Origin of the sequence: Hyphomicrobium sp. (assembly GCF_019744875.1) — a bacterium.
GTDB lineage: Bacteria > Pseudomonadota > Alphaproteobacteria > Rhizobiales > Hyphomicrobiaceae > Hyphomicrobium_C.
On sequence record NZ_JAIETU010000005.1, the window covers coordinates 760,161 to 774,953 of the forward strand.

The 14,793-nt window shown below is 65.5% G+C and carries 16 protein-coding genes and 1 riboswitch; of the genes, 7 read left to right on the top strand and 9 right to left on the bottom strand.

Annotated features, from left to right (window positions below):
- The first annotated feature begins 87 nt into the window (after positions 1 to 87).
- Positions 88 to 1,086, top strand: coding sequence for an adenosine kinase (locus K2Y42_RS13565; RefSeq protein WP_291153371.1), 999 nt, complete (start codon positions 88 to 90; stop codon positions 1,084 to 1,086).
- 190 nt (positions 1,087 to 1,276) lie between these two features.
- Entirely contained in the window at positions 1,277 to 1,825 is a 549-nt protein-coding gene (locus K2Y42_RS13570; RefSeq protein WP_291153374.1) for a hypothetical protein, read from the top strand.
- Positions 1,826 to 2,024: 199 nt separating this feature from the next.
- On the opposite strand, the gene argE is transcribed toward K2Y42_RS13570, so the two are convergent.
- The 3 genes from argE to K2Y42_RS13585 form a co-directional block, all read right to left on the bottom strand.
- Positions 2,025 to 3,179: an acetylornithine deacetylase gene (gene argE, locus K2Y42_RS13575; protein WP_291153377.1), complete on the bottom strand. Its 1,155-nt coding sequence runs from the start codon at positions 3,177 to 3,179 to the stop codon at positions 2,025 to 2,027.
- 10 nt (positions 3,180 to 3,189) lie between these two features.
- Complete coding sequence (apaG, locus tag K2Y42_RS13580) at positions 3,190 to 3,600, bottom strand: Co2+/Mg2+ efflux protein ApaG (RefSeq protein WP_291153380.1); 411 nt, start codon at positions 3,598 to 3,600, stop codon at positions 3,190 to 3,192.
- 116 nt (positions 3,601 to 3,716) lie between these two features.
- A complete protein-coding gene (locus K2Y42_RS13585) occupies positions 3,717 to 4,934 on the bottom strand; it encodes an O-succinylhomoserine sulfhydrylase (protein ID WP_291153384.1) in 1,218 nt (405 codons plus the stop codon).
- Between the two features lie 90 nt (positions 4,935 to 5,024).
- Positions 5,025 to 5,103: riboswitch (SAM riboswitch) on the bottom strand.
- A gap of 103 nt (positions 5,104 to 5,206) precedes the next feature.
- Here K2Y42_RS13585 and K2Y42_RS13590 point away from each other — a divergent pair.
- Entirely contained in the window at positions 5,207 to 6,346 is a 1,140-nt protein-coding gene (locus K2Y42_RS13590) for a 2'-deoxycytidine 5'-triphosphate deaminase (protein ID WP_291153386.1), read from the top strand.
- Positions 6,347 to 6,464: 118 nt separating this feature from the next.
- On the opposite strand, the gene K2Y42_RS13595 is transcribed toward K2Y42_RS13590, so the two are convergent.
- Positions 6,465 to 6,806 (bottom strand): metalloregulator ArsR/SmtB family transcription factor, encoded by a 342-nt coding sequence (locus tag K2Y42_RS13595; protein ID WP_291153389.1) that lies wholly within the window; start codon positions 6,804 to 6,806, stop codon positions 6,465 to 6,467.
- Between the two features lie 202 nt (positions 6,807 to 7,008).
- Here K2Y42_RS13595 and K2Y42_RS13600 point away from each other — a divergent pair, with 202 nt between their 5' ends.
- A complete protein-coding gene (locus K2Y42_RS13600) occupies positions 7,009 to 7,782 on the top strand; it encodes an SDR family oxidoreductase (protein WP_291153390.1) in 774 nt (257 codons plus the stop codon).
- Positions 7,783 to 7,988: 206 nt separating this feature from the next.
- Here the strand turns inward: K2Y42_RS13600 and dapE are convergent, their stop codons facing one another.
- The 4 genes from dapE to dapD form a co-directional block, all read right to left on the bottom strand.
- Positions 7,989 to 9,167: a succinyl-diaminopimelate desuccinylase gene (gene dapE / locus K2Y42_RS13605; RefSeq protein WP_291153392.1), complete on the bottom strand. Its 1,179-nt coding sequence runs from the start codon at positions 9,165 to 9,167 to the stop codon at positions 7,989 to 7,991.
- An 81-nt stretch (positions 9,168 to 9,248) separates the two neighbouring features.
- Complete coding sequence (locus K2Y42_RS13610) at positions 9,249 to 9,701, bottom strand: DUF805 domain-containing protein (RefSeq protein ID WP_291153394.1); 453 nt, start codon at positions 9,699 to 9,701, stop codon at positions 9,249 to 9,251.
- 13 nt (positions 9,702 to 9,714) lie between these two features.
- Positions 9,715 to 10,467 (bottom strand): hypothetical protein, encoded by a 753-nt coding sequence (locus tag K2Y42_RS13615; RefSeq protein WP_291153397.1) that lies wholly within the window; start codon positions 10,465 to 10,467, stop codon positions 9,715 to 9,717.
- 45 nt (positions 10,468 to 10,512) lie between these two features.
- Positions 10,513 to 11,349: a 2,3,4,5-tetrahydropyridine-2,6-dicarboxylate N-succinyltransferase gene (gene dapD / locus K2Y42_RS13620; protein WP_291153399.1), complete on the bottom strand. Its 837-nt coding sequence runs from the start codon at positions 11,347 to 11,349 to the stop codon at positions 10,513 to 10,515.
- Positions 11,350 to 11,597: 248 nt separating this feature from the next.
- On the opposite strand from dapD, the gene K2Y42_RS13625 reads away from it, so the two are divergent.
- Positions 11,598 to 12,089, top strand: coding sequence for a hypothetical protein (locus K2Y42_RS13625; RefSeq protein ID WP_291153402.1), 492 nt, complete (start codon positions 11,598 to 11,600; stop codon positions 12,087 to 12,089).
- A 182-nt stretch (positions 12,090 to 12,271) separates the two neighbouring features.
- Positions 12,272 to 12,640 carry a flagellin gene (locus K2Y42_RS13630; protein WP_291153403.1) on the top strand — a complete coding sequence of 123 codons (369 nt, stop codon included), beginning with the start codon at positions 12,272 to 12,274 and terminating at the stop codon, positions 12,638 to 12,640.
- 31 nt (positions 12,641 to 12,671) lie between these two features.
- Here the strand turns inward: K2Y42_RS13630 and K2Y42_RS13635 are convergent, their stop codons facing one another.
- Positions 12,672 to 13,325, bottom strand: coding sequence for a TlpA disulfide reductase family protein (locus K2Y42_RS13635; protein ID WP_291153405.1), 654 nt, complete (start codon positions 13,323 to 13,325; stop codon positions 12,672 to 12,674).
- A gap of 66 nt (positions 13,326 to 13,391) precedes the next feature.
- Here K2Y42_RS13635 and argH point away from each other — a divergent pair, with 66 nt between their 5' ends.
- Positions 13,392 to 14,777, top strand: a complete 1,386-nt coding sequence (argH, locus tag K2Y42_RS13640) for an argininosuccinate lyase (RefSeq protein ID WP_291154057.1) — start codon at positions 13,392 to 13,394, stop codon at positions 14,775 to 14,777.
- The last annotated feature ends 16 nt before the right edge of the window (positions 14,778 to 14,793 follow it).

Genomic DNA, 14,793 nt, shown 5'->3' on the forward strand with positions numbered 1-14,793 from the left:
CCTCACAGGCCGCACCGGCGTCGCGTTGCCCCCGGCGCGCCAATGGTATAGTTGCAGCACGCTTAGGGGTTAGACGGGGAGAGACTTATGACAGGCGCGCAATTCGATGTGGTCGCGATCGGCAATGCGATTGTCGACATCATCGGCCGCTGCGACGACGGCTTTCTGGAGCGTCACGGCGCTTCCAAGGGGATCATGAACCTCGTCGATACGGACCGCGTCGCCACCCTCTATTCGGCCATGGGGCCGGGTATCGAAATTTCGGGCGGCTCGGCCGCCAATACGGCAGCGGGCATCGCCTCGCTCGGCGGGCGTGCCGCCTTTATCGGCAAGGTTGCCGAGGACGAATTCGGGTGCATCTTCCGCCACGACATCCGCGCTGCCGGCGTGGCCTTCAACACGCCAGCCGTGGCGGGTGAGCGGGCCACCTCGCGGTCGCTGATCCTCGTCACGCCGGACGGGCAGCGGACGATGAACACCTTCCTCGGCATCAGCACGGAGCTCGACCAGGGCGAAGTGGATCCGGCCGTCATCCAGAACGCGAACATCGTCTATCTCGAGGGCTACCTGTTCGACCGGGACGAGGCCAAGGCCGCGTTCCGGCAGGCCGTCGATATCGCCAACAAGGCCGGCCGGCGCGTGGCGCTGACTCTCTCGGACGCGTTCTGCGTCAACCGCCACCGGGCCGAGTTCCTGCAGCTCATCCGGTCCGGCATCGGGATCCTGTTCGCCAACGAAAGCGAGATCCTGTCGCTCTACGAAACCGAGAACTTCGAAGAGGCGGCCCGGCGGGTCGCCCAGGATACTCCGCTCGCCGTGCTGACCCGCAGCGAGAAGGGCTCTCTCATCATCTCGAACGGCGAGCGCGTCGAGGTGGCGGCGGAGCCGATCAGCAAAGTCGTGGATACCACCGGGGCGGGCGACCTCTATGCGGCCGGCTTCCTGTTCGGCCTGGCGCTCGACTACGACCTGGCCGCGGCCGGGCGGCTCGGCAGCTTCGCGGCGGCCGAAATCATTGGCCAGATCGGCGCGCGCTCGGAGGTGAAACTCTCAAACCTGGCGCGAATCCGCGGCTTCATCGGCTGAGATCCGATTGCGGCAAAGGCGGAGTGCTTTCCGCCTTTGTTCCCGCCTGACATACAAGTTAAAGAATCATTTTCGCAACATTTGTTAAATTGACCGTCTTTGTTCTTGGTTCTACTCACTTTTTCTCCTTTGCAAATCTGACCAAAAGACCGCAAGGTTTTGGTCATTGAATCGGCAATTGGATCACGGCATGCCCCCCGAAGATGCCCGCCGCGGCCGCCCCAAGGGTAGCGGCTTGGATGACAGTTCTCAGCTCCGCCGCGTGGCGGACCTGCTCGAGGCGGACCCGAACCTCAAGCCCACCACCGCCATCAAGGCAATCGGAGTTTCGGATCCCTCGACGATCCGGCGTCTCCGCGAAAAGCTGAAAGTCGAGCCTCTGCGCAGCACCGGCGGCGGTGCTGGCGTGGCGGAGTTTCCGGCGGCGCTCGGCGCCGCGCCGCAAGTTTCGGATCGTGCGCCGGCACCGGCCGGCACAGGGTTCGCAAGCGCCGGCTCGTCCGCAGGATTGGCAGAAGCATCGGTTTCCGCCCTATCCGAGTCCGAGACGGCACTGTTTGCCAAGTGGTGTGCGTTGGGCCTTTCCGCCGTGTCTTCGACGCTCGAAGCGCACGTGGCCCTGATGACCGATCTCCTGCGTACCCCGCAGGTCGCGTGTGCCTTGCGTCAGCAGATTCTGTTCAACGAAGTCGCGAAAGCGTTGTGTCCCAAGCGTTCGGATATCCGAACTTTTCACTGACCTAATTTCTCCAAACCAACACGACCTAAGGCCGCCCCCAAGCGGCCTTTTTTCACTTTTCATGCAGGACGCAAGCTGCGAAGTGGAGTCGTTCAATAGGCGTTGTGCTGTGTGGAGGGCCGGCGCATTTGCGCCGGGTCGCGTTGCTCCCGAGCGCTTCGCGCTGTTTTTGTTTGGGCGCGAGCTGAGAGAGGGGCGGTTAGGCTTCGGCCCAGTCCGCGAGGCGGTCCATGAAAGCGAGGCAGCTTTCGATCTCGGAGACGGCGATCCACTCGTCCGCCGTGTGGGCTTGGGCGATGTCGCCCGGACCGCAGACGACGGCGGGCACGTTCGCGGCCTGAAACAGGCCCGCTTCGGTGGCGTAGGAGACCGCCTGCGTGTCGTTCTGCCCGGCGAGCTTGAGCGCGAGCGCGACGATGTCCGACGAGCCCGCCGCGAACGGCGGCACGCGGTTGGTCTGGCGGATGGCGATGCAAGCTTCGGGGGCGACGCGCTGCATCGCGGGCAGAAGCTCGGCGTTCGCAAAGTCCACGAGGCGCCGCTCGATGGCGTCAATGTCGATGCCGGGCAAGGCGCGCACTTCGAAGCCGAAGCGGCATGCGGCAGGCACGATGTTGGCGGCGATGCCGCCTGAGATTTCCGTCACCTGCAAGGTCGGGAAGGGCGGCGTGAAACGAGGGTCCGGCGGCAGCGCCGCCAGATCGCGCTCGATGCGCTGTAGCTCGACGATCAGGTGTGAGGCCGCGGCGATCGCATTGACGCCGAGCGGGGCCATGCTCGAATGGGCGGCGCGGCCCGTGATGTCGACCGACCAGCGGACCGGGCCTTTATGTGCATCGACGACGGCCATGGAGGTCGGCTCGCCGACGATGACGGCGCGCGGTTTCGGCAGCCTGTCGCCCAGCTCGGCGATCATCGGGCGCACGCCCGTGCAGCCGGTTTCCTCGTCATACGAAAACAGCAGGTGGATCGGCGTGCGCAGCGGGCGCGCCTTGAACGATGGCACCATGGCCATGGCGCAGGCGAGGTAGCCTTTCATGTCGGCCGTGCCGCGGCCATAGAGGCGGCCATCGGACTGGCGCAGCGTAAAGGGGTCGGAGGTCCACGCCTGCGGATCTGCCGGCACGACGTCGGTGTGGCCGGAGAGGCCGATGCCGGGGACGCCGGCGGGGCCGATCGTGGCGAACACGGAGGCTTTTTCGCCGTCCGCGGTCGGGACGATTTCAGACGCGATGCCATGGCCGGACAGGTAGTCCTGCACGAAGGCGACGAGTGCGCGATTGGATTTGTGGCTCGTGGTGTCGAACGACACGAGACGATCCAACAGGGTGATTGCAGATGAGGTTACGTCCACGGGTCAGGCTCTAGTTCACGCGCCGCGCCGCGTCGTACGGGCTGTCGAGCGAGAAGGCAGGGATGGCGACATCGAACAGGCGGCCACCTTCGTCGATCATCTGGTAGCTGCCGACCATGATGCCGGAGGGCGTCGAAAGCGGGCAGCCGGACGAGTAGGTGAACGACTGGCCGGGCGGGATGACGGGCGTCTGACCGACGACGCCGGGGCCGCGAATTTCGTCGGTCTTGCCGTTGGCGTCGGTGATGCGCCAGAGGCGGCTTTTGAGCTGAACGGAGTGCTCGCTCTCGTTGGCGATCTCGACGGTGTAGATCCAGAAAAAGTAGGCTTCTTCCGGCGTCGACTGCTCGTCGGAATACTCGGGCGATACGCGGATGCGTACCCCTTCCGTCACCTGCTCGTAGGGTATGTCGTCGCTCACGGGGGCTGCTGCCTCTCGGTTTCGCGAGCATTACCACGCACGCACGCGCAGACGTCAATGATTTCAAACCGCCCCGCCTCGCTGCCAGTCCTGGGCCGCCAGTCCGGGGCCGCGCGTCAGGATGTGCGCGCGGCCTTCACGGCCTCTTCGAGGTCGGCGGCGAGATCGTCGGCGCTTTCGAGGCCGATCGAGAGGCGGAGCATGCCGTCGGTGATGCCGAGTTCGGCGCGTGCCTCGGGCCCGATGCGGTAGTGCGTCGTGGTCGGCGGGTGCGTGATGATCGACTTCGCATCGCCCAGGTTGTTCGAAATCTTGATGATCTTCAATGCGTTCTGGAGCTTGAACGCGGCGTCCTTGCCGCCCTCGATCTCGAACGCGATCATCTGGCCGCCGCCCGTCATCTGCTTCTTGACGATTTCCGCCTGCGGATGGTCGGCGCGCCCGCAATAGATGACGCGGCTTATGCCTGGGAGCCCGGCCAGATGGTCGGCCACGCGGGCGGCCGAGGCGGACTGCGCGCGTACGCGGATCGGCAGCGTTTCAAGGCTTTTCAGCATAACCCAGGCGTTGAACGGGCTCAGCGACGGGCCGGTCTGGCGAATGAAGTCCTGCAGGTAGTCGGTCAGGAATTTTTCCGAGCACAGGATTGCGCCGCCGAGGCAGCGGCCCTGGCCGTCGATGTGCTTCGTTGCGGAATACACCACCACATCGGCGCCGTGGGCGAGCGGGCGCTGCTGCATTGGCGTCGCGAAGACGTTGTCGACCACCGTGGTGATGCCGTGCTGGCGGCCGAGCGCGGAGACGGCGGCGATGTCCACCAGGTCGAGCGTCGGGTTGGCGGGCGTTTCGAAGAAGAAGCCGCGCGTGTTAGGGCGGATCGCGGCTTTCCAATTCTCGATGTCGCGGCCGTCGATCAGGGTCATGGAGATGCCGAAGCGTGGGCACAGCGTTTCGACGATGTAGCGGCAGGAGCCGAACATGGCGCGGGCGGCCACGATGTGGTCGCCGGCCTTCAGAAAACAGAGCAGGCCCGCGGTGACGGCGGCCATGCCGGTTGCGGTGGCGCGGCAGACTTCGGCGCCTTCGAGCAGGCGCAGGCGCTCTTCGAACATGGTGACGGTGGGGTTCGAGAAGCGCGAATACTGGAAGCCCGGGTCTTCGTTTTTGAAACGCGCTTCGGCCTGCTCGGCGGAATTGTAGACGAAGCCCTGGGTGAGGAAGAGCGCTTCCGAGGTCTCGCCGAACTGCGAGCGAAGAACGCCGCCGTGCACGAGCTGTGTCTCGGGGCTCCAGCTTGCGGGGTCGGCCGAGACCGGGGTCTTGTTATTTGCCATCGCTCGTGTCCTTCGCGCGGGCGTATGCCTTCGCCCATGAAAAAACCCGGCCGTCCTCCCCGCTTGCATGAGCCAGGGCGGACCGGAAACCGGGTCGCGCGTGGGCCCTCTTTAGCGAGTTGTTTAACGTGGCTGCAAGCCGGCCGGCCAAATCACCACGATGCGGGCCGAGATGTCACGCGCGGCCCACGATAGGAGCGGATTAGCCTCTCCGGCCTCTTGGCGTCAAGAGGCGCTTCGTCTAGGACGCAAGCAGCAAGGGAGCTTCCCCGATGACGCAAGACGCCAAGACCGCCGCAGATACCGCGCAGCAGACGCCGCTCGGGGCGGCCGCTGCCGCCGGGATTTTGCCGGTGCAGGCCATTCGCGCGCTGATCTCCGGCGGGGCGCTGGCGAGCGGGGAGCCGACTGAACCCGGGCAGCTTCAGCCGGCCAGCGTCGACCTGCGGCTCGGGCCGAAGGCCTACCGCGTGCGTGCGAGTTTTCTGCCGGGACCGGGCGGGGCGGTCGCGGACCGGCTCGACGATCTCAAGCTGCACGAATTCGACATCGAGCACGGCGCTGTGCTCGAGACGGGCTGCGTCTACGTCGTGCCGCTGCTGGAGAGCCTGAAGCTTCCGGACGCGATTTCGGCGTCCGCCAACCCGAAGAGCTCGACCGGCCGCCTCGACGTGTTCACGCGCGTGATCGCGGATGGCGTGTCGGCGTTCGATCTCGTGCCGGCGGGCTATCGCGGGCCGCTCTATGCCGAGATCTGTCCGCAGACTTTTCCCATCGTCGTGCGCAAGGGCTCGAAGCTGTCGCAGCTTCGCTTCCGCCATGGCGATCCGCGCGAGAGCGATGCGGGCCTCGAAAATCTGCAGGCTACGCAAACTTTGGTGTCGGGTGCGAAGGCCGACATCCACGACGGCATCGCGCTTTCGGTCGCGTTGGTGGGCGACGGCGAGGGGCTGGTCGGCTATCGCGCGCGCAAGCATACGGGCGTGGTCGATGTCGATCGGCCGGGCGCGTGCGCGGTGGCGGACTACTGGGAGCCGGTGCGCGCGGACGCCAAGCAGCGGCTCATCCTCGATCCGGACCAGTTCTACATTCTGGCGTCGAAAGAAGCCGTGCACATTCCGCCGACGCATGCGGCCGAGATGATGCCGTTCAATCCGCTGGTGGGCGAATTCCGCGTACACTACGCGGGCTTTATGGATCCGGGCTTCGGGCATTCGCCGGCGGGTGGTGCGGGCTCACGCGTCGTGCTGGAGGTTCGCTCGCACACGGTGCCGTTCATCCTGGAAGACGGCCAGATCATCGGGCGGCTGGTCTACGAGCGCATGATGGAAGTGCCGGAAATTCTCTACGGCCGCGACCTCGGCAGCAACTACCAGGCGCAGGGGCTGAAGCTGAGTAAGCATTTCAGATAGGGCTCAAGCCGGTCGGATACCTCGACCGTTGCACGCACGGATGGTGGCGTGGGTGCCGGCCTTCGCCGGCATGACGTTGTTTTGGCTCGGTGGCGGCTTTGCGTGGACGGCCGAGAGGTCAGGCCTTGTCCGCGTCGGGGCAGACGAGGGGCTTGGCGGCTTTCAGGATGGCGTCGATCACGCCGGGAAAGCGCGCGTTGATCTCGTCGAGGCGGATAGAGTTCACGACCTCGGTGCCGCGGCGCTCGGACTGGATGAGGCCCGCTTCGCGCAAAATCTGGAAATGATGCGACTGGGTCGACTTCGGCACGTGCGAGGGCGCGGCCTTCGAACAGTTCAGAGGACAGTCTCCGGCCGCTAAGCACCGCACGATCTCAAGGCGCATCGGATCGGCTAGCGCGTAGAGAACGCTTTCCAATTTCAGGTCTTCCGACGCGGGGTGGAGCAGGGGTCTTTGCATGCCCGATATATGGCCGACCCTAGGTGAAATTCAATAGTTCGATAGTCTTGAACTACCGGAATGCCGTCCCTATCTGGGGTTCAGCCGATGCTTTGCTCTCGCCGGTGCCGCCTTCGGATGGGGGGATCTCCAGTCCAGGCGCACCCTGACGCCGGCCCCCTCTTTCGCGGGATTAGCGAATGAAAAAGCTGGAGAAATTCATATGTCTCGTCCCCTTGAAGGCAAAGTTGCGCTGGTTACGGGCGCGAGCCGCGGCATCGGCCGCGCCGTTGCGCAAAGGCTTGCAGCTGACGGCGCACTGGTCGCAGTCCACTTCGGACGCAATCAGTCTGCCGCGACGGAAACCGTCTCGGCCATCACGGCCGCGGGCGGCTCCGCGTTCGCCATCGGATCCGACCTTTCCGCCAAGAATGGCGTGAAGGTGCTCTTTTCCGCGCTGGATGAGGAGCTCAAGGCGCGTAACGGCTCGACGAAGCTCGACATCCTCGTGAACAACGCAGCGGTTGCGCCCTTCGTCAATTTCGAAGGCACGACCGAGGAGGTGTTCGACGAGATCTACACGGTGAACGTCAAGTCGGTGTTCTTCGCCACGCAGGAAGCCGTCAAACGCATCCGGGACGGCGGGCGCATCGTCAATCTCACGAGTGCTGTGGTGCGCACGCCGGTTCTGGACGCGGCGGCCTACTCCATCCTCAAGGCGCCGATCGACAATCTGACGAAGGTGCTCGGCCAAGTGTTGGGTGAGCGCTCGATCACGGTCAACGCAGTTGCGCCTGGTGTGATCGAAACGGACATGTCCGCTGCGTTCGCGCGCGATCCGGCGATGGCTGAGGCCGTCAAGGGCAAGCAGGCGCTGAAGCGGATCGGGCAGCCCGAAGACATCGCGGATGTGGTCGGCTTCCTTGCCGGCCCCGAAGGGCGCTGGGTCACCGGGCAGGTCATAGAAGCCTCGGGCGGCTCGGGTTTGACGTTCTAACGCGTTTTGCGTGACCCGGCTTTCGTCCGGGTGACGGAGCATGCAGTGCGCCGGCTTCCCCCTGTCCCCCAGCGGCGGCTGCTCACACGCCCCCTCCTGGTCCACGACCCGCGCGCCGTACGCAGGCGCGCGTCTGGCCCAGGACGCTCCGTCACCCGCACGAAGGCCGGGTCATCCGTTTGTCCGGGGTGGGAGCGAGGGCGACGTCACGCTTTCGCGAAGTAGCCGGCGAGAAAGCGCTCGTAGATCGCGGTCAGCTTTTCGATGTCGGCTACCGACGTGTGCTCGTCGACGGCGTGGATGGTCTTGTTGACGAGGCCGAACTCGATGACGGGGCAGATGTCCTTGATGAAACGCGCGTCCGAGGTGCCGCCGCCGGTGGTGAGCGCGGGCTTGCGGCCGGTTTCGGTTTCGATGGCGGCGACGAGCGTTTCGACGAGCACGCCCTCGGGGCTCGTGAGGAAGACGTCGCCGGTTCCGGATACGGTGAGGTCGAAGCGCGCATCGACGGTCGCGGCGGCCGCCGCGACCTGGTCGCGCAACCAGGTTTCGATCGTGCGGCGGTTCCAGGTGTCGTTGTAGCGAATGTTGATGGTCGCGCGCGCTTCCGCCGGGATGACGTTGGCGGTCCGGTTCGGCACGGAGATGACGGTCGTCTGCAGGTTCGACGGCTGGAAGTGCGCCGTGCCGCGATCGATCTCGGCGGTGGCGAGCCGATCGATGATGCGCGCGAGCTTCGGGATCGGGTTCTCGGCTTTCTGCGGATAGGCGGAATGGCCCTGGCGGCCGTGGACGACGATCTCGCCGTTGATCGAGCCGCGGCGTCCGATCTTCATTTCGTCGCCGAGCGCTTCCGGGTTCGAGGGTTCGGCCACGAGGCAGGCGCTGACCTTTTCGCCGCGTGCGCGCATCCAATCGAGCACCTTCATGGTGCCGTTGATCGAGGGGCCTTCCTCGTCACCCGTAATCAGGAATGAGATCGAGCCGCGATGCGCTGCAGCGCCCTTCGATGCGAGATGGCGGAGCGCCGCCGAGACGGAGCAGGCGACGCCGCCCTTCATATCCACGGAGCCGCGGCCATAGAGGATCCCGTCGCGGATCACGGCGGCGAACGGCGGATCGGTCCAGGCGTCGAGATCGCCCGGCGGCACGACGTCGGTGTGGCCTGCGAAGCAAATGTGCGGCTCGGCTTCCCCGATGCGCGCATACAGGTTTTCGACGTCCGGCGTACCCGGTTCCGTGAACGTCATGCGGTGGCAGGTGAAGCCCGCTCCGGCGAGCACGGTTTCGAGCAGCGTCAGGGCGCCGCCTTCATGGGGCGTCACGCTCTCGCAGCGCACGAGCGCTTGCGTGAGGGATACGGGGTCGAGCGGGTCAAAGGTCATCGGGTGCGACACTGGTTGAGGGAGCGCGAGACATAGACGCTCAGGCTTGCGATCGCAATCCGGCGCTTGCCGGGCGAGACTTCAGGCGGTGGGCGTCAAGGGATCTTCGCCATGCCGGTTGGGGCCCTGGGTGCCGCGCACGAACCCATTGTCGACGAAGACGGTCAGCACGAAGATCGCCAATATCGCGAATACGATTCCGCCCGCGCCGGGCACACCTGCGCCGATTTCCAGACCCAGATGCGGGGCCGCCAGATTGAAGGCATTGGCGGCTACGAACGTGGGTGCGATCCAAGCCGGCCAGTCGCGGTCGTTGCCCCGCTTCGCGGTGATTGCGGCAAGCGGTATGAGCAGGATCGCCTGCCAGATCGTGTCCGGCATGTTCGCCGGCGGAAGCACTTCGGCCGTGAAGTATTCGGGATTGAGGATGAGACCTCCGCCGATGTTTAGGATTGCGTAGACGATCAGCCCGGTCCACCACGCCTTGCGGCCGATGCGCCCTTTGAAGGTGGTCAGCAGATGCCAGAGGCGCATCGGCATGTTCCAGTTATGCGTGGGGGGCGAGCGCGTCGTTCGCGGGGCGCGTCGGCATGCGCTGCTGAACCAGCTCGATCTTCTGCCAGATTTTCTGCCCGAGATGGGCGGTCAGCCGCTCGATGTCGCCGACGGCGTCGACGATGGCGGGATCGCGCAGCTTGTCGGCGTAGAGCGCGGCCACCTTGCTCGCGAGAGACAGCAGCTCCGAGCAGTATCCGAGGTAGCGCAAGAGCTGGTTGGGCGACATCCCGCGCTCTGGCGAAGATGAGGTGCGCGGCGCGCCGAACGCGCTCGGATCCTTGGTGAGCTGGTGCATGTCGATGACGTGGATGATCGCGCGCAGCTCATGCAGCGCCTTGAGCGCCTTGTCGCGCCGCCAACGGCTTTCGAGCGTCGAGAGATAGAGCGCGAGACCGCCGAGCACGATCAGGAAGCTCGTCGCCGAGTCGACGCCCTGCATGATGTTGGTCAGCTCGGTCGAGGTTTCGAGATCGACCGCCTCCCACAGCAGCCATCCGAGCAGCGCGAGGGCTGACGCCAGGATGATGGCGACGAAGGTGCGGATCGTATAGTTCGGCCGCGCGATCTGGACGATGGTCGCCGACGTGTGGCGCGCGACCTCGGTCAGCTCGCGGCTGACGCGCTCAAGGCCCGTTCCCGGAAAACGCTCGGCGACGCGGCGCGCGAGCGTTTCCAAGGTCTCGATGATTTTGCCCGGATCGAGGGAGCGAAACACGGGCTTCGTGGCGTTGGGTTGCGACATGGCCGGGTCCGATGGCAGAGGTGCGAGAACCTAGCACGAGCCCCGTCAGTCGCGCAGAAGCTCGTTGATCGAGGTCTTGGCGCGGGTCTTCTCGTCGACGCGTTTGACGATGACGGCGCAGTAAAGGTTCGGGCCGGGCTCGCCGTTCGGCAGCGGCTTGCCCTGCATCGAGCCGGACACGACCACGGAGTAGGGCGGCACGCGGCCGAAGTGCTTCTCGCCGGTGGCGCGGTCGATGATGGTGGTGGAGGCGCCAAGATATACGCCCATCGACAGCACCGAGCCTTCGCCGACGATGACGCCCTCCGCAACCTCGGCGCGGGCGCCGATGAAGCAGTTGTCCTCGATGATGACGGGGCCGGCCTGGAGCGGCTCGAGAACGCCGCCGATGCCGGCGCCGCCAGAGATGTGGCAGTTCTTGCCGATCTGCGCGCAGGAGCCGACCGTGGCCCAGGTGTCGACCATGGTGCCCGTGTCGACGCGAGCGCCGAGATTGACGAACGACGGCAACAGCACGACGCCCGGAGCGATGTAAGCGGAGTGGCGCACGATGGCGCCGGGCAGAACGCGGAAGCCGCCCTTCTTGAAGTCGTCCTCGGTCCAGCCGGCGAACTTCGGCGGCACCTTGTCCCAATAGAACGAGCCTGCCGGGCCGCCGGGGATCAGGCCCATGTCGTTGAGGCGGAACGACAGCAGGACGGCCTTCTTGAGCCACTGGTTGACGACCCACTCGCCGCCGGTCTTCTCGGCGACGCGGGCCTCGCCCTTGTCGAGCAGCTCAAGCGCGGCGACCACAGCATCGCGGATCGGGCCGGTGGTGGCTGCGTTGACGCCGTCGCGGCTTTCCCAGGCTGCTTCGATGGTGGTCTGAAGGTCGCTCATGCGCGTCGCCGCCCCGTTTTCGTCGTTCTGTTTGTCGTTCTGTTTCAGGCGGCGTTCATGGAGGCTCGCCAGGGGTCTGTCAATGCTGCCCCGGGGCTCCGAAAATTCCCGAGGGCGCACCCCGCACGGCAAACGTCGTGTTAACGCGGATGCGCTAATTTGAGGGAACGGGGCTCCGTCTAAGTGCTGCGCGATACGCGCCGAGGGCTCCCAGCTTTGTTTTTGTAGTGCGTAGGCGGGAGGTTGGCGTGCTTGGAGTGCAAGACCTCGGGTCCCGGGATCCGAATGGCGTCGTGAGGGCTGGTCCCTGGCTGCCGCGCGAGGGCGCCGCGGCGGATGCTGCCATTGCCATCGACCGCCTGACGGCGAAGATCGAGCGGCTGGAGCGGCGCGAGGAAGCGCTGCAGAAGCAGGTGGCGGAGCTGGTCGAGCTTTCCCACCAGGCCGGACGCTTCCAGGCTTTGGCTGAAAGCCTCCGTAATTCAAGGGATTACAAAGTCGAGGAAACCGCCCGGCAGATGCGCGATCTGCGCGGCCGGATCGATGCAATCGAAGGCCCGAAAAGCGACTTCGCCGGGCTCGCGTTCAAGTCGCTGACCGATATTGGCCGCAAGCTCGGTGAGCTTGATGGGGTCGAATCCCGCGCGGCGACGATGACGCGGCGTTTTCATGCCGCCACCCTGGCCTTCCGGGTTCTGGCTGTCGGCCTGTTGTGCGTGGCTGCGCGCAGCTCGTTCTGACGCTGGCTAACACGGGCGCGCGATAAGCAGCCTGCGGACCACATTCTGGTCGTCTCCCCCCGCGCTCTGGCTAGCGATGGGATCCGCACGACTTGAGTAAAATTCTGCCGGCCGAGTTGGCGCCTGCCTTAAGGGGCATTGGGTAGTCTCTGTGCAGTCCGAAGCTGCAAGGGTCTGCGCACATGTCGCTCGTTATCGGCACCAACACGATATCGCTCGCCGCTGAGCGCGCGGGCGCGGCGGCCCTGCAGCAGTCAATCGAGCGGACCTCGCGCGAAGTCCAGCCGTCGGCTCCAGCCCCGCAAACCCAGAGCGCCGGTCATTCGCAGGTTCAGTTTGGGGCAAGCCTGGAGAGCCGTTTCCAAGCCGTTATCAATGAGTTGGCTTTGGGCGGCAATCTCACGTCGGCCAACGCGCGCGTTGTGGACAGCGATTTCGCGCAGGATACCAGCAGCCTCACCAAGAACCAGATCCTTGCGCAAGCCGGCGTTGCAATGACTGCTCGGGCCAACAGTCAGCCGCAAAGCGTGCTGGCGGCGCTCAACGGCTAAGATCGGTCTGAAGAAGCCCGGCCGCGCCGGATCACGGGCTCGCGGGCGCGGAGCCCAGGGTTTTCCGTATCAGGTTCTTGGCCGCATCCGAATCCCATTCGGCCGGTCCGATCAGGCGGCCGATCTCGCGGCCCTCCGGATCGATCAGGATCGTGACCGGCATGCCGACAGCCTTCAGTGCCGAGCCGCTGCGTGTCGTCGTGTCGGTGTAGAGCTTGAGCGACTTGACGTGCACGCTGTCGAGGAACTTGCGCGCGGCCTCAGGGCCGGTGCGGTCGACGGCGAGGGCGACGACCTCGAAGGTGTCCGATCCCAGCTCCGCCTGCAGCCGGTCGAGCGACGGCATTTCCTCGCGGCACGGGGCGCACCATGTCGCCCAGAGGTTCAGGAGGATCGTCTTGCCGTGAAAGTCCTTCAGGGTCTTCGTCGCGCCCGTCGCATCGTTAAATGTCACATCTGCGACAGCCTCGGGGGCTGACTTGTAAACGAAGGCCGGCAGGCCCGGCGCGCGCGGGCGGGTCGCCTCGGCGGGAGCGGCGGCCTCCGGCGACGAAACGGCGGTATTGTCAGGCCGCCCAAGGGTGCCGTATACCGCCGCAAAGCCTGCGATTGCAGCGACGGCGGCCACGGCGACGATGGCCGCGTTTCTATTTTTGGGCGGGCCGGACGGGGTGCCGTCGTTCATTTCGACTTCCGATGCTTTGGGTCTCGCGGAGGGGCTGTTCCGGTGACAGAGAAAAACGCCAACAAGATGTGGGGCGGCCGTTTTGCGCAGTCGCCTGCCGAGATCATGCAGGAGATAAATGCCTCGATCTCGTTCGACAAGGTTCTGGCACCGCAGGATATCCGTGGCTCAAAGGCGCACGCGGCGATGCTGGGCGAAACCGGCATCATCACGCGGGCGGATGCGCGCGAGATCCTGAGGGGTCTCGACCAGGTGGCATCCGAGATCGAAAGCGGCACCTTCGTCTTCCAGCGCGAGTTGGAAGACGTGCACATGAACGTCGAGAGCCGTCTCAAGGAAATCATCGGGCCTGCGGCCGGGCGGCTGCATACGGCGCGCTCGCGCAACGACCAGGTGGCGACCGATTTCCGGCTGTTCGTGCGGGACGCGGCCGACAGCCTCATTCGCTCTATCGGCGAGCTGCAGAGCGCGCTGGTCGAAAAGGCCGAGGCGCACGCGGGCACCGTGATGCCCGGCTTCACGCATATGCAATCGGCGCAGCCGGTGACGTTCGGCCATCATCTGCTCGCTTACGTGGAAATGCTGGGGCGCGACCGGGGGCGGTTCGTGGATGCGCGGCGGCGCCTCAACGAATGTCCGCTCGGCTCGGCGGCGCTGGCTGGCACGTCGTTTCCGATCGACCGGCAGAAGACGGCCGAGGAACTGGGCTTCGATCGCCCGATGGCGAATTCGCTCGACGGCGTGGCTGATCGCGATTTCGCGCTCGAAATTCTGGCGGCGGCCTCGATCACGGCCATGCATCTGTCGCGGTTCGCCGAGGAAATCGTGATCTGGATGACGCCGCAGTTCGGCTTCGTGAAGCTGTCTGACCGCTTCACGACTGGGTCGTCGATCATGCCGCAAAAGCGCAACCCCGACGCGGCGGAGCTGGTGCGGGCCAAGGTCGGGCGGATCGCGGGCGCCTTCCACGGGCTGCTGATGGTCATGAAGGGCCTGCCGCTCGCCTACTCGAAGGACATGCAGGAAGACAAGGAAGCGACGTTCGACGCGCTGGATTCGCTGCGGCTCGGGCTGGCGGCGATCACGGGCATCGTGCGCGACGTCGAGCCCGAGGCCGAGACGCTGCGGGCGGCGGCGGGGCGCGGCTATTCGACGGCGACGGATCTGGCCGACTGGCTGGTGCGGGAGCTGAAGATGCCCTTCCGGGAGGCGCACCACGTCACGGGCTCGATCGTCAAGGCGGCCGAGGACAAGGGGCTCGACCTCGAAAATGTGCCCCTCGAAGTCATGCAGGCCATCGAGCCGCGCATTTCGAAGGGGATTTTCTCTGTGCTTTCAGTGGAGAACTCCGTGAAATCCCGCAAGAGCTATGGGGGAACTTCGCCACAGAACGTCGCAAAAATGGCTCGAAGCTGGGCCAAGCGCTTGGAAAAGGAAGCGGCCGCACGGTAAGGTGGCGGGGACGGCT

Coding starts and splice junctions, on each gene's coding strand:
- K2Y42_RS13565 (WP_291153371.1), top strand. CDS start 88: ATGACAGGCGCGCAATTCGATGTGGTCGCGATCGGCAATGCGATTGTC.
- K2Y42_RS13570 (WP_291153374.1), top strand. CDS start 1,277: ATGCCCCCCGAAGATGCCCGCCGCGGCCGCCCCAAGGGTAGCGGCTTG.
- K2Y42_RS13585 (WP_291153384.1), bottom strand. CDS start 4,934: ATGGCAAATAACAAGACCCCGGTCTCGGCCGACCCCGCAAGCTGGAGC.
- K2Y42_RS13590 (WP_291153386.1), top strand. CDS start 5,207: ATGACGCAAGACGCCAAGACCGCCGCAGATACCGCGCAGCAGACGCCG.
- K2Y42_RS13595 (WP_291153389.1), bottom strand. CDS start 6,806: ATGCAAAGACCCCTGCTCCACCCCGCGTCGGAAGACCTGAAATTGGAA.
- K2Y42_RS13600 (WP_291153390.1), top strand. CDS start 7,009: ATGTCTCGTCCCCTTGAAGGCAAAGTTGCGCTGGTTACGGGCGCGAGC.
- dapE (WP_291153392.1), bottom strand. CDS start 9,167: ATGACCTTTGACCCGCTCGACCCCGTATCCCTCACGCAAGCGCTCGTG.
- K2Y42_RS13610 (WP_291153394.1), bottom strand. CDS start 9,701: ATGCGCCTCTGGCATCTGCTGACCACCTTCAAAGGGCGCATCGGCCGC.
- K2Y42_RS13615 (WP_291153397.1), bottom strand. CDS start 10,467: ATGTCGCAACCCAACGCCACGAAGCCCGTGTTTCGCTCCCTCGATCCG.
- dapD (WP_291153399.1), bottom strand. CDS start 11,349: ATGAGCGACCTTCAGACCACCATCGAAGCAGCCTGGGAAAGCCGCGAC.
- K2Y42_RS13630 (WP_291153403.1), top strand. CDS start 12,272: ATGTCGCTCGTTATCGGCACCAACACGATATCGCTCGCCGCTGAGCGC.
- K2Y42_RS13635 (WP_291153405.1), bottom strand. CDS start 13,325: ATGAACGACGGCACCCCGTCCGGCCCGCCCAAAAATAGAAACGCGGCC.
- argH (WP_291154057.1), top strand. CDS start 13,392: ATGTGGGGCGGCCGTTTTGCGCAGTCGCCTGCCGAGATCATGCAGGAG.